24 protein-coding genes are annotated in these 21,670 nt (G+C 54.6%); 9 read left to right on the top strand and 15 right to left on the bottom strand.

The window, feature by feature from the left end; genetic code table 11:
- Window positions 1-20: 20 nt before the first annotated feature.
- From hemW to L975_RS08740, 7 genes are all read right to left on the bottom strand, one after another.
- Entirely contained in the window at window positions 21-1,163 is a 1,143-nt protein-coding gene (gene hemW, locus L975_RS08770) for a radical SAM family heme chaperone HemW (RefSeq protein WP_047708168.1), read from the bottom strand.
- Window positions 1,156-1,761 carry an XTP/dITP diphosphatase gene (locus L975_RS08765; RefSeq protein ID WP_047708167.1) on the bottom strand — a complete coding sequence of 202 codons (606 nt, stop codon included), beginning with the start codon at window positions 1,759-1,761 and terminating at the stop codon, window positions 1,156-1,158. Before L975_RS08765 ends, hemW begins: the two co-directional genes overlap by 8 nt.
- Before the next feature lie 193 nt (window positions 1,762-1,954).
- A complete protein-coding gene (locus tag L975_RS08760) occupies window positions 1,955-2,458 on the bottom strand; it encodes a DUF4426 domain-containing protein (protein WP_081995647.1) in 504 nt (167 codons plus the stop codon).
- A gap of 68 nt (window positions 2,459-2,526) precedes the next feature.
- Window positions 2,527-2,814, bottom strand: coding sequence for a DUF167 family protein YggU (gene yggU, locus L975_RS08755; protein ID WP_047708165.1), 288 nt, complete (start codon window positions 2,812-2,814; stop codon window positions 2,527-2,529).
- An 11-nt stretch (window positions 2,815-2,825) separates the two neighbouring features.
- On the bottom strand, window positions 2,826-3,380 hold the full coding sequence (locus tag L975_RS08750) for a YggT family protein (RefSeq protein WP_010864557.1): 555 nt from the start codon (window positions 3,378-3,380) through the stop codon (window positions 2,826-2,828).
- A gap of 28 nt (window positions 3,381-3,408) precedes the next feature.
- A complete protein-coding gene (gene proC, locus L975_RS08745) occupies window positions 3,409-4,227 on the bottom strand; it encodes a pyrroline-5-carboxylate reductase (RefSeq protein WP_047708163.1) in 819 nt (272 codons plus the stop codon).
- An 82-nt stretch (window positions 4,228-4,309) separates the two neighbouring features.
- Complete coding sequence (locus L975_RS08740) at window positions 4,310-5,017, bottom strand: YggS family pyridoxal phosphate-dependent enzyme (protein WP_047708161.1); 708 nt, start codon at window positions 5,015-5,017, stop codon at window positions 4,310-4,312.
- A gap of 22 nt (window positions 5,018-5,039) precedes the next feature.
- Between L975_RS08740 and L975_RS08735 the strand changes: the two genes are divergently transcribed.
- From L975_RS08735 to npr, 3 genes are all read left to right on the top strand, one after another.
- Entirely contained in the window at window positions 5,040-6,140 is a 1,101-nt protein-coding gene (locus tag L975_RS08735; RefSeq protein ID WP_010864554.1) for a type IV pilus twitching motility protein PilT, read from the top strand.
- On the top strand, window positions 6,124-7,233 hold the full coding sequence (locus tag L975_RS08730) for a PilT/PilU family type 4a pilus ATPase (RefSeq protein ID WP_010864553.1): 1,110 nt from the start codon (window positions 6,124-6,126) through the stop codon (window positions 7,231-7,233). Before L975_RS08735 ends, L975_RS08730 begins: the two co-directional genes overlap by 17 nt.
- Before the next feature lie 237 nt (window positions 7,234-7,470).
- A complete protein-coding gene (gene npr, locus L975_RS08725; protein ID WP_047708160.1) occupies window positions 7,471-7,746 on the top strand; it encodes a PTS phosphocarrier protein NPr in 276 nt (91 codons plus the stop codon).
- A gap of 16 nt (window positions 7,747-7,762) precedes the next feature.
- On the opposite strand, the gene ruvX is transcribed toward npr, so the two are convergent.
- The 4 genes from ruvX to rsmE all read right to left on the bottom strand — a co-directional run bounded on the left by ruvX (window position 7,763) and on the right by rsmE (window position 10,681).
- The gene (gene ruvX / locus L975_RS08720) at window positions 7,763-8,182 is read right to left on the bottom strand and encodes a Holliday junction resolvase RuvX (RefSeq protein ID WP_010864551.1); all 420 of its coding nucleotides are present in this window, start codon (window positions 8,180-8,182) and stop codon (window positions 7,763-7,765) included.
- Window positions 8,183-8,206: 24 nt separating this feature from the next.
- A complete protein-coding gene (locus tag L975_RS08715) occupies window positions 8,207-8,770 on the bottom strand; it encodes a YqgE/AlgH family protein (protein WP_010864550.1) in 564 nt (187 codons plus the stop codon).
- Window positions 8,771-8,983: 213 nt separating this feature from the next.
- Window positions 8,984-9,937, bottom strand: a complete 954-nt coding sequence (gene gshB, locus L975_RS08710) for a glutathione synthase (protein ID WP_047708158.1) — start codon at window positions 9,935-9,937, stop codon at window positions 8,984-8,986.
- A 9-nt stretch (window positions 9,938-9,946) separates the two neighbouring features.
- On the bottom strand, window positions 9,947-10,681 hold the full coding sequence (gene rsmE, locus L975_RS08705; protein ID WP_010864547.1) for a 16S rRNA (uracil(1498)-N(3))-methyltransferase: 735 nt from the start codon (window positions 10,679-10,681) through the stop codon (window positions 9,947-9,949).
- A 181-nt stretch (window positions 10,682-10,862) separates the two neighbouring features.
- On the opposite strand from rsmE, the gene L975_RS17245 reads away from it, so the two are divergent.
- From L975_RS17245 to L975_RS08685, 4 genes are read left to right on the top strand one after another with little or no spacing between them, the layout of a single operon-like run.
- On the top strand, window positions 10,863-11,375 hold the full coding sequence (locus tag L975_RS17245) for a MarR family winged helix-turn-helix transcriptional regulator (RefSeq protein WP_010864546.1): 513 nt from the start codon (window positions 10,863-10,865) through the stop codon (window positions 11,373-11,375).
- The gene (locus L975_RS08695) at window positions 11,372-11,581 is read left to right on the top strand and encodes a DUF1656 domain-containing protein (RefSeq protein ID WP_010864545.1); all 210 of its coding nucleotides are present in this window, start codon (window positions 11,372-11,374) and stop codon (window positions 11,579-11,581) included. The genes L975_RS17245 and L975_RS08695 overlap by 4 nt, the downstream gene beginning before the upstream one ends.
- A 31-nt stretch (window positions 11,582-11,612) precedes the next feature.
- Window positions 11,613-12,620 carry an HlyD family secretion protein gene (locus L975_RS08690; RefSeq protein WP_036769981.1) on the top strand — a complete coding sequence of 336 codons (1,008 nt, stop codon included), beginning with the start codon at window positions 11,613-11,615 and terminating at the stop codon, window positions 12,618-12,620.
- Window positions 12,621-12,623: 3 nt separating this feature from the next.
- The gene (locus tag L975_RS08685) at window positions 12,624-14,285 is read left to right on the top strand and encodes an FUSC family protein (protein ID WP_047708156.1); all 1,662 of its coding nucleotides are present in this window, start codon (window positions 12,624-12,626) and stop codon (window positions 14,283-14,285) included.
- A 130-nt stretch (window positions 14,286-14,415) separates the two neighbouring features.
- Here L975_RS08685 and endA read toward each other — a convergent pair whose 3' ends face one another.
- The 3 genes from endA to metK form a co-directional block, all read right to left on the bottom strand.
- Entirely contained in the window at window positions 14,416-15,144 is a 729-nt protein-coding gene (gene endA / locus L975_RS08680; RefSeq protein WP_047708181.1) for a deoxyribonuclease I, read from the bottom strand.
- A 90-nt stretch (window positions 15,145-15,234) separates the two neighbouring features.
- Complete coding sequence (locus L975_RS08675; RefSeq protein WP_052181357.1) at window positions 15,235-15,843, bottom strand: SprT family zinc-dependent metalloprotease; 609 nt, start codon at window positions 15,841-15,843, stop codon at window positions 15,235-15,237.
- 216 nt (window positions 15,844-16,059) lie between these two features.
- Window positions 16,060-17,214 carry a methionine adenosyltransferase gene (gene metK / locus L975_RS08670; protein WP_010864540.1) on the bottom strand — a complete coding sequence of 385 codons (1,155 nt, stop codon included), beginning with the start codon at window positions 17,212-17,214 and terminating at the stop codon, window positions 16,060-16,062.
- A gap of 999 nt (window positions 17,215-18,213) precedes the next feature.
- Between metK and speA the strand changes: the two genes are divergently transcribed.
- On the top strand, window positions 18,214-20,112 hold the full coding sequence (gene speA / locus L975_RS08665) for a biosynthetic arginine decarboxylase (RefSeq protein WP_081995649.1): 1,899 nt from the start codon (window positions 18,214-18,216) through the stop codon (window positions 20,110-20,112).
- Between the two features lie 91 nt (window positions 20,113-20,203).
- Window positions 20,204-21,124: an agmatinase gene (gene speB / locus L975_RS08660; RefSeq protein WP_010864538.1), complete on the top strand. Its 921-nt coding sequence runs from the start codon at window positions 20,204-20,206 to the stop codon at window positions 21,122-21,124.
- A gap of 93 nt (window positions 21,125-21,217) precedes the next feature.
- On the opposite strand, the gene L975_RS08655 is transcribed toward speB, so the two are convergent.
- Window positions 21,218-21,637 (bottom strand): DUF3461 family protein, encoded by a 420-nt coding sequence (locus tag L975_RS08655; RefSeq protein ID WP_039045872.1) that lies wholly within the window; start codon window positions 21,635-21,637, stop codon window positions 21,218-21,220.
- Window positions 21,638-21,670: the final 33 nt, after the last annotated feature.

Raw genomic sequence — 21,670 nt, 5'->3', positions numbered from 1 at the left:
TTTCTATTTTCTCTTTTCTCTTATGTATCGAGCGTGATGAATAGCTCTAGCAAGGAGTTGAGGAACAATTTGCCGTGCTCCGTCAGCTGCCAATGCGTGGCGGTTTCTTCGATATAACCGGCGCGCAGCGCTTGCTCGATGGCCGGACGAATACTCTCTTCGCTTAAGCCGGTAAAGCGCGGGAAATCGGCGCGCGGAGCTGGCTCTAGCAACCGAAAACGGTTCATAAAGAACTCGAATGGCCGGTCGTCCAACGCCACTTCGCTGTGATTATCAGTATAACGCCCTTGCAAATAGCCCTTCGGATGGCGGGTTTTCACTGTGCGCAGAATGCGGCCATCGGTAAAGCTCAGCTTGCCGTGTGCGCCGCAGCCAATCCCCAGATAATCGCCAAAACGCCAGTAGTTGAGGTTATGTTGGCATTGGTAACCTGGGCGCGCATAGGCTGAGATTTCGTACTGCTCATAACCCGCTTCGGTCAGCAGTTTGTGCCCTTCGGAGAAGATCAGCCACAACATATCTTCATCTGGCAGCACTGGCGGGCGCGAGTTAAACAAGGTGTTCGGCTCGATAGTCAGTTGATACCACGACAGATGTGGCGGGGCGAGGGCAATGGCTTGGCGTAAATCGGCCAGCGCTTCTTCTAGGCTTTGCTCCGGCAGGCCGTGCATCAGATCCAAATTGAAGCTGCGCAGACCCAAACCGGTGGCTAACTCGGCGGCGCGCACCGCTTCTTGCGGCCCGTGAATACGCCCTAACCGCTGCAGTTTGTCGGCGGCAAAGCTCTGCACGCCAATTGAGATGCGGTTGATACCGGCTTGTTGATAGCCGGTGAAGCGGTCGGCCTCCACGGTGCCGGGATTGGCCTCCATGGTGATCTCCGCATCGGCGGCGACCGCAATACGCGCCCGCACGCCATCGAGCAGTTGTTGCATCCCTTCGGCGGAGAACAGGCTCGGTGTACCGCCACCGATGAAGATGGTGCTGATCTCGCGACCACTGGTCAGCGGCAGGTCAGCTTCCAAGTCATTCAGCAGATGGCCGATATACTCTTGCTCGGGCAGCCCTTGCTTGAGTGCATGCGAGTTAAAATCGCAGTACGGGCATTTTTGCACGCACCACGGAATATGGATGTACAAACTGAGCGGAGGTAACTCAAGCATGCGTCATGGCGTCCTGTAATTTTTTCAGTGCTTGTGCGCGGTGCGAGACAGCCTTTTTGTGCTCGGCGGTCAGCTCAGCTGAGGTGCAACCCAGTTCCGGCACGAAGAAAATCGGATCGTATCCAAAGCCGCCTTGTCCAGCTGGGGCGCGGGTGATCATTCCTTCCCATTGGCCGTGACAAACGATCGGCGTTGGATCTTCGGCATGGCGTAAGTATACCAGCACGCAGTGAAAACGGGCGCGGCGCTCAGCATCGGGAATGTCTTGCATCGCAGTCAGCAGCTTTTGCAGGTTCTCTTCATCGCTGGCGTTTTCTCCGGCATAGCGCGCGGAATACAGGCCCGGTGCGCCGCCGAGGCAGTCCACCGACAGACCGGAGTCATCCGCGATGGCTGGCAAACCGGTCAGGCGGCTGGCATGACGAGCTTTGAGGATCGCGTTTTCGATAAAGGTCAGGCCGGTTTCTTCGGCGGAGTCGATCCCAAATTCGCTTTGTGCGACTACGTCCAGTCCAAACGCGGCCAGCAAGTCTGCCATCTCACGCACTTTGCCTTTATTGCCGGTGGCTAAAACCACTTTTTGTTGTGCTTTTTGCATCACGTCATCCGCCTGTATCAAATCAGTTTCAGTGGGCGAGATGGTAGCGCGCTTGGCTGCTGGGTGCCAGTGGCGCGCGTATTGAAGCCAAACGTTGAGGATGAAATACGCGCCTGCGCGGGGCACGACCGGCGCGTATGGGGAATGGGGTTTATTCTGCCAAGGTTATGCCGCTAAGGTTATTCAAACACGCTTAGTCAGTATAAAACGTCTGCTGAAAACGCACGGTGCCCGAGGCGGTTTTGGACTGAATATCTAAGGTAAAGCGATAGGTTTCTTCATTAACGATAGGCACTTCCGCTAAGTAATAACGGGCGCTGCCTTCTTGTACCGCTTTAAAGCTCAGTTGGCGAGTGTTACCGATCAGGTTTTGCGCTTGGCCGCTGAGGTTGATATCTACCGCCGGTTTACCGGCCACGCTGGCATCCAGTGCGGTTACGGTCAGTATGGCGCGGTAGTTACTGCGTGTCAGGCCATTACGGCTGGCTATCTCAGGCGTTAGCATGGTGGACGGGAAAACGCTGTAGTGGATTTCCAGATTACCGAGGGTCTGTAATTGTTCGGCGCGCGCTGGCGTACTGAGCAGCAATACACTGCCGAGCAACAGCGTGACGAGACCGCGCAGGGATACTGATGGCCAAGTCTGGGCAATACGGCGTAGCAAGGCATGAGCGTAATGGTGGGTAGACGCAAGCATGGTTTCCTCCTTGAAACCGAGAATGACCACCGCAGAGCATACGGTGATAGCGATGATCCGTGGTGTTGCTAGTTTAGCAGGGCTTGCACGGTTTCGGGGATTTGTTGCGGATGCTCGATGCGCACATATTTGTGCCGTCCGAGCTCACCTTTTTCGATGCAGACATTGCCCTTGGCGACGCGAAACTGTTTGGCCAGAAACTTGGTCAAATGCGCGTTGGCTTGTCCGTCTACCGGTGGCGCGGTGATCGCCACTTTCAGCTCATCCCCATGCAGGCCAACGATTTGATCGCGGCTGGCTTTGGGTTGGATGTAGAGGCGCAATAACAGCGCCTCTTCGGTACGGCTAACGGCCATGTTGTCCTGACTCACAGCTGCATCCACATGAAGCCGAATAGATCCGCGCCCAAATAGTTCAGGGCAATCAGGATGATAGACAGCAGCATTACGGACAGATCCAAGCCGCCCATCGGTGGCAGAATACGGCGCAGTGGTGCCAGCATCGGTTCAGTCAGCTGATACAGCACATAGTCCATCGGGCTGCGGCCTTGGCTCACCCAGCTCAGCAGAGCGCGGATCAGCAGTACCCAGAAGATCATCTTACCGGCGGCTTTCAAGGTTGCCAGCACGCCTAACAGAATATAACCCAAGCTCCAAAATGCTGCGCCGGTTTGTACCATCGCCAGCAGTGGGAATTTGATAATTTGGATCACCAGCACCAGCAAAATGGTGGCAATATCCCAGCCGCCAAAGCCTGGGATCAGACGACGGAGCGGCGCAACCACCGGCTGTGTGGCTTTAACCACGAACTGAGAGAACGGGTTGTAAAAATCGGCACGGGCAGCCTGCATCCATACCCGCAACAGCAGGACGAAGACATACAGGTCGATAACAGTACTCAGCAAAAAAGTCAGTGATTGCATTATGACGCCTTGCGGTTAAATAAAAGGATTAAAACAGTTTTTCCATTTCCTGTGCGCGTTGTACCGCGGCTTGCATGGCTTTGGCAACCATTTCTGGCAAATGTTCCTCATTGAACACACGGATAGCTTCGGCCGTGGTACCGCCTTTGGAAGTAACCTGAGCACGCAGCTCTGGCAATGAGGTGTGCGGGTTTTCCACCACCATGCGCGCGGCGCCGAGCGCGGCTTGCTGCACCAGCGCACGCGCGGTATCGGCGCTAAAACCTTGGCGCTGCGCTTCGGCTTGCATCGCTTCCATAAACAAGAAGAAATAGGCCGGCGCACTGCCTGAGGCGGCGATCACGCCATTAATGTCACTTTCCGCCGCGAGCCAGCAGGTTTTGCCAACTGCACTGAGCAGGGTATCGGCAAATTGGCGATCGGCTTGATTCACCGCTGGCGCGGCAAACAGCCCGCTCATGCCTTCGCCCAGCAGTGCTGGGGTATTGGGCATTACGCGAATAATCTGTGGTGCGCCAGACAGCAATTGCTGCAACCGCGCCACGGAAATGCCGGCGGCCAGAGAGATCACCAGTTTGCCGTGCCAATTCAGTTGCGCCAGCGGCGCCAGAGTGTCAGCCATATTTTGCGGTTTAACACCGAGCACGATGACATCAGCTTCGGCGGCGGCGCTCAGGTTATCGGCGGAGGTCTGGATCCCGAAGCGATCGGCCAGCGCATGGCGGGTTTCTGCCGTGCGGTTAGTGGCGCAGATCAGTGGCGCAGGATAGCCTGCACGCAACAAACCGGCGATGATCGCTTGCGCCATGTTACCGGCACCGATAAAGGTAATTTTACGCTGCTCCATATTCATCTCTTTTGTTGTCGCTCCATAACCTGAACGCGTCGTCAGTGGCTTGTACTAGCCGTGAGTCAACGCAATGCGAAACTCAGTGCTGACCGTAATCGCGCGCGCCAAAAATGGCGGTACCGATGCGCACCATGGTGCTGCCGGCGGCTATTGCGGCGCTCATGTCACCGGTCATCCCCATGGATAGGGTATCAATTTCTGGATGGGTTTGCTTGAGCAGCTCAAATACCGCGGTCAGCTTGGCAAAGTCCGCATATTGGGTTGCGTAATCGTGACTTTCTTGGGGAATGGTCATCAATCCGCGCAAACGCAGCTGCGGTAAGTTGGCAATCTGATCGGCCAAGGCGAGCACTTCGCTGGCATCAATACCGGATTTGCTCTCTTCGCTGCTGACTTTGACCTGAATCAGTACGTTCAGCGGCGCTTTATCCGCTGGGCGCTGTTCATTGAGACGCTGGGCGATCTTCAAGCGATCGACCGTGTGCATCCAATCAAAGTGCTCGGCAACCAGTCGGCTTTTGTTGCTTTGCAGTGGGCCAATAAAGTGCCATTCCAGCTCGGCAGCATACGGCGTAGTGGCAAAATGCTGGATTTTATCCACCCCTTCTTGCACATAGTTTTCACCAAAGGCGCGTTGACCGGCCTCGATGGCTTCCTGAACCGCAGTCACAGGTTTGGTTTTGCTCACCGCCAGCAGTGTAACGGATTCAGGAGCTCGCTCGCATTTTGCAGCGGCGTCGGCGATTTGTTGCTTAATCGCGTGTAGGTTCTCTTTAATACTTTGCATGTCGTTGTTTTAAGGGACTTAAATGGACATAACAGAACTGTTGGCTTTTAGTGTAAAACATAATGCCTCGGATCTGCACCTATCTGCCGGTAACCCACCGCTGATCCGCGTCGACGGAGAAGTGCGTCGGGTCAATATGCCGGTCCTGGATGGCCGTGAAGTGCGCCGTCTGGTGTATGACATTATGAACGATGTTCAGCGCCGTGACTTTGAAACTGAGATGGAACTGGACTTTTCGTTCGAACTGAACGGGGTTGGCCGTTTCCGGGTTAATGCTTATCAGCAGCAACGGGGAATTTCGGCGGCACTGCGTACCATACCTACAGATATACCAACACTGGAGCAGTTAAACGCACCGGAAGTGTTTCGGAATATTGCCATGCAGCCGCGTGGATTGGTATTGGTGACCGGCCCGACCGGCTCGGGGAAGTCGACCACCTTGGCGGCGATGCTCAATTATGTCAATCAGCACATGCATCACCACATTCTGACCATTGAAGATCCGATAGAATTTATCCACACCAGTAACAAGTGCCTGATTAACCAGCGTGAGGTGCATCGGCATACCCACAGTTTTAATAATGCACTGCGCTCGGCGCTGCGTGAAGACCCGGATGTGATTTTGGTGGGTGAGCTGCGCGATCTGGAAACCATTCGTCTGGCACTGACTGCCGCCGAAACCGGCCACTTGGTGTTTGGCACCTTGCACACCAGCTCGGCGGCCAAAACCATCGACCGTATTGTGGATGTGTTCCCCGGCGCGGAAAAAGACATGGTGCGCTCGATGCTGTCTGAATCGCTCAAAGCGGTTATCTCGCAGGTATTGCTGCGTAAAGAAGGCGGCGGACGTGTGGCGGCGCACGAGATCATGCTGGGAACGCCAGCTATTCGTAACTTGATCCGCGAAGATAAAATTCACCAGATCTATTCGATTTTGCAGACCAGCTCGCGTCAAGGTATGCAGACGTTGGAGCAGGCGCTGAATGTGCTGACCAGTCAGGGCGTGGTCAGCTACGAAGAGGCGCAGCGCAAGATGAACTCGTTGATGGATGGCGGGATCCAAAACGGCAATACCGCGGGTGGCACCGGTGCAGGAGCGATGGGCTATGGTTTCGCTGGATGAGTTATTGCAGGAGATGCTGCGCCAGCAGGCGTCGGATCTGTATGTTTCGGTCGATGTGCCCGCGCAGCTGCGCATCAATCATGAGCTGCACCCACTAGGTGAGGCGCTGTCGATTGAAACGGTCACCGAGCTGGTGGCGCAGGCGATGGGCGCCGAGCGCTTCTTACAGTTTTGTCAGCAAAAAGAGGGCAACATGGCGCTGGTGCGTCCGTTTGCCCGTTTTCGGGTCTCCGGTTTTTGGCAGCGTGAATTGCCGGGCATGGTGATCCGTCATATTCGTACCGATATTCCGACCATTGAAGAGCTGGGCTTACCGATGTTAACCGGTGAGCTGGCGATGACGCGCAAAGGCTTGATTTTGGTGGTCGGCGCTACCGGCAGCGGGAAAACCACCACGCTGGCAGCAATGCTCGGCTATCGCAACGAGTTTGACCATTCGCATATTCTGACGGTGGAAGACCCAATTGAATTTATCCATCCGCATAAGCGTTGTTTGATCACTCAGCGTGAAGTGGGCATGGATACCGAAAGCTACGAGGTAGCCTTGCGTAACGCGCTGCGCCAAGCACCGGATGTGATTCAGGTCGGTGAGATCCGCACCCGTGACACGCTGCAACATGCGATTGGCTTTTCCGAAACCGGTCATCTGTGTATCGCCACCTTGCACGCCAATAACGCCAGCCAAGCGCTGGAGCGAATGGTACACATGATCCCTGAAGGCAGTCGCGAAGCTTTCTTGTTTGATTTATCCAACAACTTGCGCGCCATTATCGGGCAGCAGCTGGTGCCGGGGATCACCCCAGGGCGCCGTTTGCTGGTGCACGAGATTTTGATTAATACGCCGCGTGTGACCGATTTGCTGCGTAAAAATCAGTTGTACGAGCTGCGCGATGTGATGGCCAGTAACAGCGAGATTGGCATGTGCACCTTTGACCAATCGCTGTATGGCTTGTATCGGCGCGGGCTGATTAGCTATACCGATGCGCTGCACTATGCGGAGTCAGCTAACGATTTGCGTTTGCGGATCCGCAGTAGCGGGGATGAGCCGTTCTCACCGAACACCTTCGATGATGTGACGGTGGATTTAAGCTAATGCCAAAGGATGTTGAGTGCGGTGGGGCTTGCTGGCGGTATGACTGTGCATCTCGCCAGTGAGCTTGCCCTGCGCTAAGATAAAGCCAAGACGCACATGCGCGCTGTAAGCACTGTGCTGAGATGCTGTGTATCGTTACCGGCTGATGATGTCTGTGACATGACTGCGCCCCGTTTTGCTGGCCAAAGCGGGGCGTGTTGTCTTTATGGCCTATTGGTGGGCGAAGTAGGAGTGGCTATGACGTTGCAAACCTCGGTTGAGGTCAGAAACAAGCTGGGCATGCATGCGCGCCCGGCCATGATGCTGTTTGAGCTGGTTCAAAAGTTTGATGCGCGGGTTGTACTGCGTAACTCTGCGGGCACCGAAGCGGAGGCCAACAGTATTATTGCCATGTTGATGCTGGAATCCGCGCAAGGCGGGCAGATCAGCGTGCAGGTCGACGGGCCACAAGAAAAAGAGGCGATGGCCGCAGTAGTGGCGCTGTTTGAAAGTGGGTTTGATGAGGAGGTCTGATCCTCCTCAATCCTCATTACCCCAAATTCTGCTCGAACCAACTTTCCAGAATCACGCAGGCGGAAGCCGCATCGACGCGGCCTTTGTCCAGCGCACGGAAACCACCGCTGGCAAACAGATGCGAACGGGCTTCTACGGTAGACAGGCGCTCATCGTGCAGCACGACCTTTTGCCCGAAGCGCCCTTGCAGACGATTGGCAAATTTGCGCGCACAGGCGGTGACCGGTTGCTCGGTGCCGTCCATATTCAGCGGCAGGCCAACCACCACCAGATCCGGTTTCCACTCGTTGAGCAGCTTTTGCAGTTGCTCCCAGTCTGGGATCCCATCGCGCGCTTTGAGCGAGGCGATAGGACGCGCGGTGGCGGTAATTTCTTGCCCGATGGCGACACCGATACTTTTGGTGCCGAAATCAAAGGCCATCATGGTTCGACTCATAGATACAGGCTCACGTAGACAAAATTAAGCATGGCCAGCATGTGGCGCTATCTGGCGGATATCGATGCCCAGCTTGCGCGCGGCGGCTTGCCAACGCTCATTGATCGGGGTGTTAAACAAAATGTCCGGATCGGCTTCCACTGTCAGCCACGCGTTGGCCTTGATCTCTTCTTCCAGCTGATCTTTTTCCCAGCCGGCATACCCCAGCGCGACCAAGACTTGCTTAGGCTGATTAGGCGTGCCGAGGGTTTCTAAAATATCGCGCGACGTGGTGATCATCACGTCGGAAGTCAGCTGCAAGCTCGCGCCAAATTGATCGCTAGGGGTGTGCAGCACAAAGCCGCGATCGTTGGCGATCGGGCCTCCGGCCAACACCGGACGGTTCAGGCGAATAGCCGGATCGCGCGGCTCTGGCGTGATCTCTATCTGCGCCAGCATCTCTTCCAGCGTCATTTCCGACGGACGAGTCAGGGTGATGCCCATAGCACCGTCAGTCGCGGTGTGTTCACAGATATACACCACCGAACGTTTAAAGAACGGATCCTGCATGCCCGGCATGGCCACGAGGAAATGGTTTTGCAAGTTCATGGTAGGTCGGAATCACCAGGTTGAAAGTCACGAAAATCAGGACCGCTGCCGTAAGGCCGCGGAGCGAGGTGGACAAGTATGCCAGCCTTGTGGGGCTGTCGTCACGCCCGCTGGCGGGAGATCTGATGGCAGTATAGCGCCGGATAAGAGAAGAAAAGCATCGCGCGGCGATTTTCCCCTATCCGGCCAGCCGGTTAAGCCGGCTGAGTAAGTTTAGGCGCGTTTACCTAAACGGCTTTCGATGGCATCCATCAGCATACCGGTGATCGAGACTGGGAACGCAGCTTCGATTTCGCGGATGCAGGTTGGGCTAGTGACGTTGATTTCAGTCAGCTTATCGCCAATCACATCCAGTCCGACAAAAATCAGCCCTTTTTGCTTAAGCACTGGCGCTACGGCGCGAGCAATCGCCCAATCCGATTCGCTCAGTGGGCGTGCTTCACCGCGGCCACCGGCGGCCAAGTTACCTCGGGTTTCGCCTTTTTGCGGAATACGCGCCAAGCAGTATGGCACCGGCTCACCGTCGACCACCAAAATGCGTTTATCGCCTTCGGTAATGGCCGGAATAAAGGTCTGCGCCATACAAAAATGCTGCTGATAACCGGTCAGGGTTTCGATGATCACTGACAGGTTTGGATCGCCGGCTTTGATGCGGAAAATCGAGGTGCCACCCATGCCGTCGAGCGGCTTGAGGATGATATCGCCATGCTGCTGGTGGAACGCGCGGATACGCTCGGCGCTACGGGTCACCAGTGTGGTTGGCGTCAGATCGGAGAACCACGCGGTAAACAGCTTTTCGTTACAGTCACGCAGGCTTTGCGGCTTGTTGACGATTAGCGTACCGGCTTCCTCGGCGCGCTCCAGAATGTAAGTCGCGTAGATGTATTCGGTATCAAACGGCGGATCTTTACGCATCAGGATCACGTCCAGATCGGCCAGTGGCATATGCTGCTCGCTTGCGAAGCTGAACCAGTGCTGCTTGTCATCATGCACGCTCAGCAGGCGTGTACGGGCCTTAGCTTCACCGCTATCCAGATACAGGTCTGCCATTTCCATATAGTGCAGTTCATAGCCGCGCTTTTGCGCTTCTTGCAACATGGCAAAACTGGAATCTTTCTTGATGTTGATGGATGCAATCGGATCCATCACGATACCCAACTTGATCATAAGAACTCCTTAACCCAGATCGCCGAAGCGAACTTGTAATGCGGTGATCGCGGTCAATGCGGCGGTTTCGGTGCGCAAGACCCGTGGACCGAGCAGAATTTCAGTAAAGGCATACTGCTCAGTCATCGCAATTTCTTCTGCCGATAGACCGCCTTCCGGACCAATCAACAGGCGCACGCCTTCTGGCGGCAGTGTTGGCAGTGTATTGATGCTGTAGCGCGCGCGTGGATGCAGGTTCAGCTTCAGGCTGCCATCGTTTTCGGCGCACCAGTTTTCCAGCTTCATCGCCGGGCGGATCACTGGCACGGCGTTGCGTCCGCACTGCTCACAAGCGGCCACTGCAATTTTTTGCCACTGCTGGATTTTTTTCTCCATCCGCTCAGCATCGAGGCGAACCCCACAACGCTCTGAAATCAGCGGGGTGATTTCGGTGACGCCGAGTTCGACCGATTTTTGAATGGTGAACTCCATCTTATCGCCACGGGAAATCACTTGCCCTAAATGGATGCGCAGCGGTGATTCACGGTTGTCTTCGCTCGCTTCGGTGACGGTGGCCGTCACCTGACGTTTGCTGCTTTCAGTGATCCGCGCCCGAAAAACTTGGTTACTGCCATCAAACAGATCCAGTTCATCGTCCGCGGTCATGCGTAATACCCGGCCCACGTGGTTGGCCGCATCGTCACTCAGGGTTACCAGCTGGCCAACAGTCAGTGGTTCAGGGTGATAAATACGAGGAATGCGCATAGGTCAGTGTCGTCATTGAAAAAGTTTTAATGCATAACATCTTACCATGCCTGAATAGTTCCTGCTGCTTTGCATCGGGTTTTCGAATAGACGGTAATTTGGCTGGTAATTAGTTAGCTAGCTAATTACAATTGTGATCAACTTCAAAGGATTTCAAGAGTAGAATTTCGGAGATTACAGTATGTCTACCCAGCACCGGCTGACTTTGGCCTATTGCGAACAGCATTTACCGGACTTGGATTTGGAGCGTATTCGCCTTTCGATCGATTTTTTTGAAGAGATCGATAAGTTGCGCTGTGGCTTGTTGCAGATAGCGGAATTATCCGGCTTGCAGGTAGGTCGTTTTTATATTTTGCGTATGTTGTTTGTCAGCCCAGAGCAGTCGTTATTACCGAGTGTTCTGGCTGAGGCTCTGGGGGTGGCGCGAGCTTCTATCAGTAAGCAGCTCGATATTCTGGAACAGCAAGGCATGGTGGCGCGCCGGATTAATCCTGAGGATCGGCGTTCGGTGTATGTACAGCTGACACCGGCAGGTGCCGAATTTATGCGCCGAGAATTGCCGTTATACCTACAGCGGGTTGACCGAGGGTTAACGGAATTTGAAACCACGCAGTTCAGTGCGGTGGTGGCACAGCTGCGTCGAGTACAACTCGGTATAGAACGAGAGTTAAGCGGAGTCAATGAGCAAGCATGAGTACGTTTTTGTCGCAAGATGTAGTGCTGTTTGATGTCTACATCCCGCGTCTGGTGGTGCTGGGGTTACTGGCGTTTATCTTCGTCTCGCTGGTGTTGCGGTTTACCGCCCGGCGTGGCTGGCTAGCCAAATTATGGCATCCACGTTTAGTGGTGTGGGTCAGCGGTTGTGGTGTATTGGCGCTGTTAAGCCTGATGTATCACTAAAAGTATAATTAACGATAAGTTTAAGAAGAATATGTCAGTCGATCCTCGTCGCCGTAAGGTACTGTTATCCCTTGGAGTTATGTTCGCCGCACTGCTGGTGATTGCTGGGGCGTTTAAATATCACCAACGTTCGCCGCAAACCCGGCATGCGGTGGTACGGGCCAATATTATTGCCCTGGCGCCACAAGTGAGCGGCGCTATTGTGGACGTGGCGGTTAGCGATAACCAACCGGTGAAAAAAGGGCAATTGTTACTGCGCATTGATCCGCGTCCGTACCAGTTAGCGGTGGATAAAGCCACCGTGGATCTGGCCAGTGCCCAGCAACAAGTCAGCCAATTAGAAGAAGCGGTTAAGAGTGCGCAAGCCAATGTCACCGCCGCGCAAACGCGCTATGAGTATGCGGTCAAAGAGATGTCGCGGGTGCAGCGTTTATGGCAGCAAAAAACCTTATCGCAAAGCACTTATGATCAAGCGCAGCGCGATGTGAATGTGGCGCGTTCGGATGTGCAAGCGGCGCAGAGCAAGCTGGCACAAGCGCATGCGCAGCTTGGCAGTGCGGGAGCCAATAACACCTTGCTGCGCGCTGCCAGAGTGGCGCTGGAAAAAGCGCAGTTAGATCTGGATAGAACCAGTTTGTACGCGGTGGCCGATGGTTATGTGTCATCGGTAAATATCCACAGTGGTGATTTTGCCCAAGTGGGCAAGCCGGTGATCGCGCAAGTGGATGCGGAGCATATGTGGGTGGAAGGGGCGTTCTCAGAAACCGATTTGGGCAATATCCGCGCCGGCATGCCGGCACAGGTTACGCTGATGGCGTACCAGAACCGAGTCTTGCGCGGCCATGTGGATAGTATTGGCCGTGCGCTTGACCCACAGGATATGGGCAGCGGTAGCAGCCTGATCCCGAACTTACCGAAAGTGTTCGACTGGGTACGTTTGGCACAGAATATTCCGGTGAAAATCCTGCTCGATCAGCGTCCTGCAGACATGGAAATCCTGCCCGGGCTGACCGCTACTGTTAACTTGCAGGCACAGTAAGCCATGAATCGGTTACGTTTTTGGCGCTCGTTGCGCCTGACGGTGGCCATTATCCTCAGCCTGTTTCTTGCCATGGGGCTGGGGATGCACAACCCGCTGTGGGCACCGACCAGCGTGTTGATGGTCGAGGCCGGTACGGTCGGCGAAGCGCAGATGCGCTGGTGGCAGCGGATTGCCGGCACCGTGCTCGGCGTGCTGTGGGGCTTTTTCCTGATCTGGCACTTTGTGCAGCGCCCAGAGCAGTTGATTGTCCTGTGTGGCCTGAGCGCATTTGTGCTGGCCTATGCCAGCTTGACCCACTTTGCTTGGCAAGATTTCTGGCGCTGGGTGTTGGTGGGGCTGCTGGTGATGCTGTGCTACGGCATTTTGAACCCAATGGGATCGTTCAGCGTGATGGTCGATCGTATCGGCTGTGTGTTTATCGGTGCAACGACCATCTATGTGCTGCATATCTTGTGGCCGCTGGAGGTGGGGCGTAGCCATCAGGAGCAGCAACAAGCGCTATTGCGCTCGTTACAAGGCTGGTTGGATGCGAGCCCCGAGGCATTGCCGGGCCACTTTTTTGGCTTGCTTGGACAGCTGCGTATGCTGCGCTTTCGTCTGTCGCGTAACTACGGTGACTACCATGTGTTGCACGATCCGCAGCGAAAAGCGATCGGCAGTCTGTACGGCGTTGAGCTGCTGGCGCGGCATCTGTATGCATGGCGCGTCAAATGCCCGCAGCCGGAGCCGGCCGAGCTGGAATGGGTGCGCGCGCTGATCGCTTCCTTGAGTGAGGGCGCGGTATTACCAGCGCCGCCGTCGGCACTGCGCAGTGGCTCGTTATTGTCGTTGATGCAGCAAGACGCCCAGCAGTTGCAGGCCGGACATAGCTGCTCGAAAAGCATGTTGCGTTGGCAGTGGCAAAATCGACTGTTTCAGGCCGGTACGGACTCACCGCTGCTGAGCGCACTGGTGATTGGCGGCGTGTGCGCGGCGAGCTTGCAGATTTGGCATTACACCGGCTGGCCGGGCGGCAATCTGGTGGTGCTGCTGGCCACGGTGTCGCTGTTGATGTCGCAGTATGCCGAGAAAGTTCCGACCCGCTTGTTCATGTTGCCGCTGTTCATCGGTAGCCTAGTGCTGTTTCCGATCTTCGTGTTTGTCTTGCCGCAGTTGGGCTCCGATGATGCGCTGATCATCATGCTGGTGGCGGTGTACTTGCCGTTGGCGTGGTTACTGCACGGCTCTAACCGCACCTTGGCGGTGGTCGGCTCGCTGATGTCAGTGATGATTAACTCCGGCTCAAGCAACTACATCCCCAGTGAGCTGTATGTGCAGCGCTTTTTCGTGATGTGCTGGGCGTGTTTAGGGGTGGGGCTGTTATTTCCGGTGGCGCAGCATATCTTGCTGCCGGATGATACCGAGCAACGCCTGAAGAATCACTTTGCGGTGTGGCAGCGTGAATGGCGGCACTGGATGTTGCAGCCGTATCAGACCGATATGACGCGTAAGGCGGCGCAGATGGAGCGGCGCACCGATATCATTCTGGCGCTGTATGGCCGTTTGCCGAAAAACAAACAGGCCAATTGGCAGGCTAAGCTGGCGCAATTGCCGCTGCTGATGGCCACCTGTCAGCAGTGGAGCTACAGCAAACGTACCGAGTCGGTCACGTCACATCGCTAGTAAACGCATATCGCTAGGATGCTAAGCGATACGTGCAGGCTGACATCGCAGCGTTTAATGTTCGCAAGTACAAAAACGGGAGCCTAGGCTCCCGTTTTTTATCGGTGTTGTGACCAGCAATACGCAAACGTCAGTCTTTCAGACCGACTTTCGCACAGGCTTGCTGCACATACGGGTTATGGTTGCCTTGAATACCGGCGACCAGCCCATCGCGCTTACATTCCCACGCGGTCACCGGATAGGTTTTGTCCCAAGCGGTAAACAGTTGAGTTTGTTGGCGTGACAGACGCAAATCGTAATTATCCCGCATGTAGAAGTAGGTACGGGCAATGGCACCGCGCGCGCGTGCTGGTGGCTCGGCACGTTTGCCTTTAAAGTCGACCTTCATCTCACAGTTACCATATTGGCCTTCGCTGCCATTCCACTGTGAATATTGGAAGTTGCTGCGATCGCCATTGACCTCACCGATGGCCGGTTGCAAATTGTGCAGGTCAGACTCCATTTTGCGGAAACGGCCATCTTCACCACAGGCTTTGCGTCCACCTTGTTGCCAGCACTGCAACTGATGACCAAATTCCCACGCTGGTACCACGTGCTCCCACTCAATGCGGTTGGCTCGGTTAGCGTTTTTACGTACTTGATAGCCAATCGCATCCAGATCCGGCACCATTTTTTTGCCTTCAAATCGAATGGGCGCGGCGCAGTAAAAGGTCACTGGATTTTGTTTCACGATTTTTACCCCAGCGGCTTTCGCTTGGGAAAAGTTTTGTGGCGCCGCGGCCAAGGCCGGCAGGGCTGGCGCTAATAGGGTCGGTAACAGCAGCCAGATGGCGGAGCGGCGAGCAAAAGAAAAAGACATAGTGGTTGAAATCAGTGGTTCAAACATACTGATTAGTGTAATTGACCAGACCTGAAATAGAAACTTTGTGTAATGAATGCCAGAACGCTCTTAGCTGGCATTTCCCTCTGTCTTTCCCTCGGTAGTCGTTGTTGCGGCTAGTGCGAGCGGTTTTAGCTCCTGCTGACACTGACGGCACAGATAGCGGCTTTCACCGCGCAGCACTCGATTATGTCGGCGAATACTGAGTGCGTGCTGCTGACAGGCACACTGATAGGCCACCGTGCGTCCACGCACGTTGCTGACATCAAAGCGGTGAGTGCGCCGTGCCGGACGACCCAGCACCGTTTCCATCAGCCAGCACCATTCGGCGCCATGCGGGGCAATACGGCTACGCCGCTTGCGCCACGCGGCTGGTAACTGCGCGCTAAGTGCCGGTGAAATCGGCTGACAACAGAGCCAATAGGCCAGCAAATGCGCCAATTCATGGGGGATCACTTCTTGGATAAAGGCACTGCCGTTTTCTTGCAGCAAAACCGGATTGAGGCGAATTTCACCGAGCTGCAGATGCGCGCTGCCGGCGCTCACCCCACGCTGGCGATAGCTGACTCGCGGCTCAGGAAAAGGGCTGTCAAAGTAGTCAGCGGCCATGGCCAGATACTGGCGTAGGCACTGCATGACTTCTTGTTGTAAGGCGGTAGGCAGTCGAGGGCTAGGCATAAGTCAGTACGGCGTGTTAATTCCAATAAAGAGTTGGGGGATAAGCGAGGCATTGTGACCAAAGCCGGCAGCCAGTGCAAACCGTAACACAGGGAGCCAAATAGGCGCTTAACGATAACAAGACGGCCAAAAGGATATAAAAAAGACATAAAAAAACCGGGCTGAGCCCGGTTTTTTTGTGCAGATTACCCGCGTGGCGGCTGACTGACCGAAGTCTTATTTCAGACCTGCTGCTTCACGCAGAGCCGCTGCTTTGTCAGTGGCTTCCCACGGGAACTCTTCACGGCCAAAGTGACCGTAGGCTGCAGTCTTCTGATAGATTGGCTGGATCAGATCCAGCATCTTGATCAGGCCGTAAGGACGCAGATCGAAGAATTCACGTACCAGTGAGTTCAGCAGCTCTTGCTCAACTTTGGCGGTACCGAAGGTTTCCACCATGATAGAGGTTGGCTCAGCGACACCGATGGCGTAAGACACTTGGATCTCACAGCGATCTGCCAGACCGGCCGCAACGATGTTTTTCGCCACATAACGCGCCGCATAGGCTGCAGAGCGGTCAACTTTTGATGGGTCTTTACCCGAGAAGGCACCACCACCATGACGCGCCGCACCACCGTAAGTATCTACGATGATCTTACGACCGGTCAGACCGCAGTCACCCATAGGACCACCGATAACGAAACGGCCAGTTGGGTTGATGAAGTACTTGGTCTCTTTGGACAGCCACTCGGTTGGCAGCACTGGCTTGATGATGGTTTCCATCACCGCTTCTTGCAGCTCTTTGTGACCGATAGACTCGCTGTGCTGAGTAGACAGCACGACGGCATCGATACCGACAATCTTGTGATCTTCGTACTTGAAGGTCACCTGGCTCTTCGCATCTGGACGCAGCCACGGCAGCGTGCCGTCTTTACGTACTTGTGCTTGGCGCTCCATCAGACGGTGTGCATAAGTGATTGGGGCTGGCATCAGCACGTCAGTTTCGTTGGTCGCGTAACCAAACATCAGACCTTGGTCGCCTGCACCTTGCTCCAGAGGATCTTTACGGTCAACACCTTGGTTGATATCTGGAGATTGCTTACCGATCGCGCTCAGTACCGCACAAGAGTTGGCGTCAAAGCCCATTTGTGAACTGGTGTAACCGATGTCGCAGACGGTCTTACGCGCCAGCTCTTCGATATCGACCCAGGCGGTGGTGGTGATTTCGCCACCAACCAGCACCATACCGGTCTTCACGTAGGTTTCACAAGCCACGCGTGCTTTAGGATCTTGCTTCAGAATGGCGTCCAGTACGGCGTCGGAAATCTGGTCAGCAATTTTATCAGGATGCCCTTCAGAAACGGATTCTGAAGTGAACAGGTGTCTTGTCATGGGATGCCAAGCTCCGAAAATCAATCAAATAAAAATCTACTTTGTAGATATATCCACAAACCGATTGCTTGTGGATGTATCCACATCTGGACGGCTATTCTAATTTCCCGCCCTTGCTATTGCCAGCAAATTTTTTTGCAAATCGTTTCTTGTGATTGCGGTGGCATTTTCAGCAAAATTCAGCTTTGCATTTTGTTACAATTACCGGTATAACTCGCCGCGCATCCGGACGGAGTAGCCCGGCCTGCCTAGCGTGTCCATCAGTCATGTCACTCGCCATGTCACTGATGCATGACGGCGCTGTTGGCCTTGCTGAATCCCAGGTTGGCAAAACCCCTTTTATTTTCATTAACCAAATGCGTAAGCAAGAGGTGGTTTTTAACCCTTGGGACCTGAGATTCAGATGCATCCAAGGGGAGATGGAGAACCTGTAACATGTCTTTTTCTCTGTTTTCCGGCCACAACGGCCACATCCGTCCTTTCGCGTCCCGTGCGCGCACCGTTCATTCTCCTGTTATGTCCCGCTGTGCTCTTAGGCTGTTATCGAGGCCGATGCCCAGCGCCAGTCGTATTTGAGCTCATTGCTACTCGCTTTCTGATGTCTGACCGCCAGATATCTGAATGTCGGCGTACTGAGTTTTGCTTCACTTACGTTTAACACCTTGTATTGATTTGCTAATAGTCTGCGCGAATAGGCCTACTCAGTCTTCACCGGCTCAGTACGGTACTTGCACCGCATCACGGGCACCGGATTAGTCATCATCTGCCCTGTGTGCAAGTTCGCTGTATCAGTGTTCGCGCAGCAATGCATGGTGTTGAGGTAATTGACGGGGAAACTGCCCCGAACCGTCCCAGTGTTGGTTAACTTATCATCAGCCACGCTGGATGCCGTCCCACTGTCATGCCATGATCAGGAATACCGCAATGACAGATATTTTGGTTGAACGCCCGGTTGCCACCGGCAGTTATGTTGCCCCACATCAAAATGAGGAAAATACGATGTCTAGCCGTACCGCAGGTAAAGCGCTCCGTACTTATAACGTCGCTCACTGGGGCGGTGGCTATTTTGATGTGAATGAACTAGGTCACATTACGGTGTGCCCGAATCCTGAGCGCCCGGAAGCGCGCGTTGATCTGGCCGATTTGGTGCGCCAGCTGCAAAGCGAAGGTCAGCAGATGCCGACCCTGTTCTGCTTCCCGCAAATTTTGCAACACCGCCTGCGTTCGATTAACGCGGCGTTCAAACGTGCGCGCAAAGATTTCGGTTATGAAAACAATTACATGCTGGTGTACCCGATTAAAGTTAACCAGCATCGTCGCGTGATTGAATCACTGGTGCATGCCGGTGAGCCGTTGGGGCTGGAAGCCGGCTCGAAAGCCGAATTGATGGCTGTGCTGGGACATGCCGGTCTGACTCGTAGCCTGATTGTGTGTAATGGCTATAAAGATCGTGAATACGTGCGCACTGCGCTGATTGGCGAAAAGCTGGGTCACAAAGTCTATCTGGTGATTGAGAAGCTGTCGGAAATCCAGTTGGTGCTGGAAGAAGCGCGCAAGCTGAATGTCACCCCACGTCTGGGCGTGCGTGCGCGTCTGGCGTCGCAAGGCTCAGGCAAATGGCAGTCCTCCGGTGGTGAGAAATCCAAGTTTGGTTTATCCGCAGAGCAAGTGCTGACATTGGTCGAGATGCTGCGCAGTGCCGGTAGCCTTGAGAGCTTGCAGTTGCTGCACTTCCACCTCGGCTCTCAGCTCGGCAACATCCGCGATGTGGCCACCGGCGTGCGTGAGAGTGCGCGGTTTTATGTTGAGCTGCATAAGCTGGGCGTTAACATCCAGTGCTTCGATGTCGGCGGCGGTCTGGGCGTGGATTACGAGGGCACCCGTACCCAATCCGATTGCTCGGTGAACTACGGTCTGAACGAATATGCCAGCACCGTGGTGTGGGGCATCGGTGAGGCCTGCCGTCAGAACAATTTGCCGCATCCTTTGATCATCACTGAGTCAGGCCGTGCGACTACGGCGCACCATGCGGTGCTGGTGTCTAACGTGATTGGCATTGAGCGTCATGACCCGAGCGAGCCATTGCCGCCGGCAGCCGATGCGCCGCGCGTGCTGCACAGCATGTGGGAAACATGGCAGGAGCTGTGCCAGTCACGCGATAAACGCTCTTTGCGCGCGTGGCTGCACGAAAGCCAGTTTGACCTGTCTGACGTGCACACCCAGTATTCTGTCGGCGTTCTTAATCTGGCGCAGCGTGCCTATGCCGAGCAGCTGCATTTGGCCCTGTGCATCAAGATTAACGAGCTGCTGAGTCCGAATAATCGTGCGCACCGTCCGGTGATTGATGAGCTGCAAGAGCGTTTGGCCGACAAGCTGTACGTCAACTTCTCACTGTTCCAATCGATGCCTGATGCGTGGGGGATTGATCAACTGTTCCCTGTGCTGCCTTTGGAGCACCTGAACGAAGCGCCAACTCGCCGCGCCGTGCTGCTGGATATCACCTGTGACTCCGATGGCGCCATCGATCAATACATCGATGGTGATGGGGTGGAAACCACCATGCCGATGCCAGAGTACGATCCCGAAAATCCTCCGCTGCTGGGCTTTTTCATGGTTGGCGCGTATCAGGAAATTTTGGGCAACATGCACAACCTGTTTGGCGATACCGCCAGCATGGATGTGCAGGTCTTCGACAACGGTGACGTGGAAGTGTACGCCTCCAGCGACGGTGACACCGTGGCTGGCATGCTGGAATACGTGCGTCTGGAGCCGGAAACCTTACTGACCCGTTACCGCGAACAAGTGGCGGCGTCTGGCTTGCCAGAAGAGGAGCAAGCAGCCTACTTGACGGAATTGGAAGCAGGTCTTTACGGTTATACATATTTAGAAGAAATTTAATGCTGGATGGCAGGCTTGCCTGCCATTAGAATCCACGGTTGCCAGCCGCGATGGGATCGTGGCGCACTGTTCTTTTTAAGTTGAGGTATTTATGAGCACCCTGGGTAATAAACCAGATATGTCTCTGGTTTCCAACGCGTTCGGTTTCCTGCGTCTGCCATTGAACTTTATGCCATATGACAGCGATGCCGATTGGGTGATTACTGGTGTTCCATTTGATATGGCAACCTCTGGCCGTGCGGGTGCCCGCCACGGTGCAGGTGCAATGCGTCAAGTTTCCACCAATCTGGCGTGGGAACATAACCGCTTCCCATGGAACTTCGATTTCCGTGACCGTCTGAAAGTGGTTGACTGTGGTGACGTGGTATTCAACTTCGGTGATGCCCGTGACATGAGCGAAACCCTGCAGGCGCACACTGAGAAACTGCTGGCCGCGGGTAAGCGTTGCCTGACTTTCGGTGGTGACCACTTCGTGACTCTGCCACTGCTGCGCGCTCACGCGAAGCATTTCGGTAAAATGGCGCTGATCCACTTCGATGCGCACACTGATACCTATGCTTGGGGTGCAGAGTTCGACCACGGCACTATGTTCTACACAGCGCCGAAAGAAGGTCTGATCGACCCAACTAAATCCGTACAGATCGGTATCCGTACCGAGTATGACCGTGACAACGGTTTCACCGTACTGGATGCGCCACAAGTGAATGATCGCACTGTGGAAGATGTTGTGGCTCAGATCAAATCCATCGTGGGCGATATGCCGGTATACCTGACTTTCGATATCGACTGTCTGGATCCAGCACACGCACCAGGTACTGGTACTCCAGTTATCGGTGGTATCACTTCTGACCGCGCTCTGAAGATTGTTCGTGGCCTGCAAGGTCTGAACATCGTGGGTATGGACGTAGTAGAAGTTTCCCCAGCGTACGACCACGCTGAGATGACTTCTCTGGCTGCTGCTACTCTGGCGCTGGAAATGCTGTACGTTCAAGCGGCGAACAAAGGCGAGTAATCCCGCTTTTGCGAGACTGAAAAAAGCCCCGTCTAGACGGGGCTTTTTGTTTGAAGTGGGATGTCTTGCGCCACACTGTAGCGCAATAAACCACTAGCGCTGCGCGGTTAGTTTCTCCAGATCGGCCTCAATTTCCGCAATCTTATTGGCCACCACTTTTTCTAGGTGGCGCAAATCACCCAGAATTTTTTGCTTCAATTCCGCTTCACTCAAGGTCCGCCCTGCGCTGGTTAAGCTCGTGCTGCTATTACCGGTGACATGCTCTAATTCATCGAGCAAAAAACGCAGATTCGGATTAATTTCACTGACCGCTTGATAGTGCGCTGGCTGGCCATCGACCGGTAGGGTTTTATGCGGACGTGGATATTTGAATTTGACGCTTTTGGCAAAAAACTCGCCTTTTTCTTTCTGAAAATAGATTTTCAGAATATCGAAGTCAGCTTCCTGCCGCAGGCTGTAACGGTCAATCTCGTGCGGATGGGTAATTCCAAGCTTTTTCAGATTCTCGTACATAAAACGCACCGTTTTGTTTTTTATCAGTCATCC

Origin of the sequence: Plesiomonas sp. ZOR0011, from assembly GCF_000800945.1 — a bacterium.
In the GTDB taxonomy this organism is placed as follows: Bacteria; Pseudomonadota; Gammaproteobacteria; order Enterobacterales; family CAMTGL01; genus Plesiomonas; species Plesiomonas shigelloides.
Note: the sequence above shows the minus strand (reverse complement) of the source record. Positions and strands in the feature narration are given on the sequence as shown.

Bases quoted from the DNA above. Each gene is read 5' to 3' on its own strand.
- hemW (WP_047708168.1), bottom strand. From the start codon at position 1,163: ATGCTTGAGTTACCTCCGCTCAGTTTGTACATCCATATTCCGTGGTGC.
- L975_RS08765 (WP_047708167.1), bottom strand. From the start codon at position 1,761: ATGCAAAAAGCACAACAAAAAGTGGTTTTAGCCACCGGCAATAAAGGC.
- L975_RS08760 (WP_081995647.1), bottom strand. From the start codon at position 2,458: ATGCTTGCGTCTACCCACCATTACGCTCATGCCTTGCTACGCCGTATT.
- yggU (WP_047708165.1), bottom strand. From the start codon at position 2,814: ATGGCCGTTAGCCGTACCGAAGAGGCGCTGTTATTGCGCCTCTACATC.
- L975_RS08750 (WP_010864557.1), bottom strand. From the start codon at position 3,380: ATGCAATCACTGACTTTTTTGCTGAGTACTGTTATCGACCTGTATGTC.
- proC (WP_047708163.1), bottom strand. From the start codon at position 4,227: ATGGAGCAGCGTAAAATTACCTTTATCGGTGCCGGTAACATGGCGCAA.
- L975_RS08740 (WP_047708161.1), bottom strand. From the start codon at position 5,017: ATGCAAAGTATTAAAGAGAACCTACACGCGATTAAGCAACAAATCGCC.
- L975_RS08735 (WP_010864554.1), top strand. From the start codon at position 5,040: ATGGACATAACAGAACTGTTGGCTTTTAGTGTAAAACATAATGCCTCG.
- L975_RS08730 (WP_010864553.1), top strand. From the start codon at position 6,124: ATGGTTTCGCTGGATGAGTTATTGCAGGAGATGCTGCGCCAGCAGGCG.
- npr (WP_047708160.1), top strand. From the start codon at position 7,471: ATGACGTTGCAAACCTCGGTTGAGGTCAGAAACAAGCTGGGCATGCAT.
- ruvX (WP_010864551.1), bottom strand. From the start codon at position 8,182: ATGAGTCGAACCATGATGGCCTTTGATTTCGGCACCAAAAGTATCGGT.
- L975_RS08715 (WP_010864550.1), bottom strand. From the start codon at position 8,770: ATGAACTTGCAAAACCATTTCCTCGTGGCCATGCCGGGCATGCAGGAT.
- gshB (WP_047708158.1), bottom strand. From the start codon at position 9,937: ATGATCAAGTTGGGTATCGTGATGGATCCGATTGCATCCATCAACATC.
- rsmE (WP_010864547.1), bottom strand. From the start codon at position 10,681: ATGCGCATTCCTCGTATTTATCACCCTGAACCACTGACTGTTGGCCAG.
- L975_RS17245 (WP_010864546.1), top strand. From the start codon at position 10,863: ATGTCTACCCAGCACCGGCTGACTTTGGCCTATTGCGAACAGCATTTA.
- L975_RS08695 (WP_010864545.1), top strand. From the start codon at position 11,372: ATGAGTACGTTTTTGTCGCAAGATGTAGTGCTGTTTGATGTCTACATC.
- L975_RS08690 (WP_036769981.1), top strand. From the start codon at position 11,613: ATGTCAGTCGATCCTCGTCGCCGTAAGGTACTGTTATCCCTTGGAGTT.
- L975_RS08685 (WP_047708156.1), top strand. From the start codon at position 12,624: ATGAATCGGTTACGTTTTTGGCGCTCGTTGCGCCTGACGGTGGCCATT.
- endA (WP_047708181.1), bottom strand. From the start codon at position 15,144: ATGTCTTTTTCTTTTGCTCGCCGCTCCGCCATCTGGCTGCTGTTACCG.
- L975_RS08675 (WP_052181357.1), bottom strand. From the start codon at position 15,843: ATGCCTAGCCCTCGACTGCCTACCGCCTTACAACAAGAAGTCATGCAG.
- metK (WP_010864540.1), bottom strand. From the start codon at position 17,214: ATGACAAGACACCTGTTCACTTCAGAATCCGTTTCTGAAGGGCATCCT.
- speA (WP_081995649.1), top strand. From the start codon at position 18,214: ATGTCTAGCCGTACCGCAGGTAAAGCGCTCCGTACTTATAACGTCGCT.
- speB (WP_010864538.1), top strand. From the start codon at position 20,204: ATGAGCACCCTGGGTAATAAACCAGATATGTCTCTGGTTTCCAACGCG.
- L975_RS08655 (WP_039045872.1), bottom strand. From the start codon at position 21,637: ATGTACGAGAATCTGAAAAAGCTTGGAATTACCCATCCGCACGAGATT.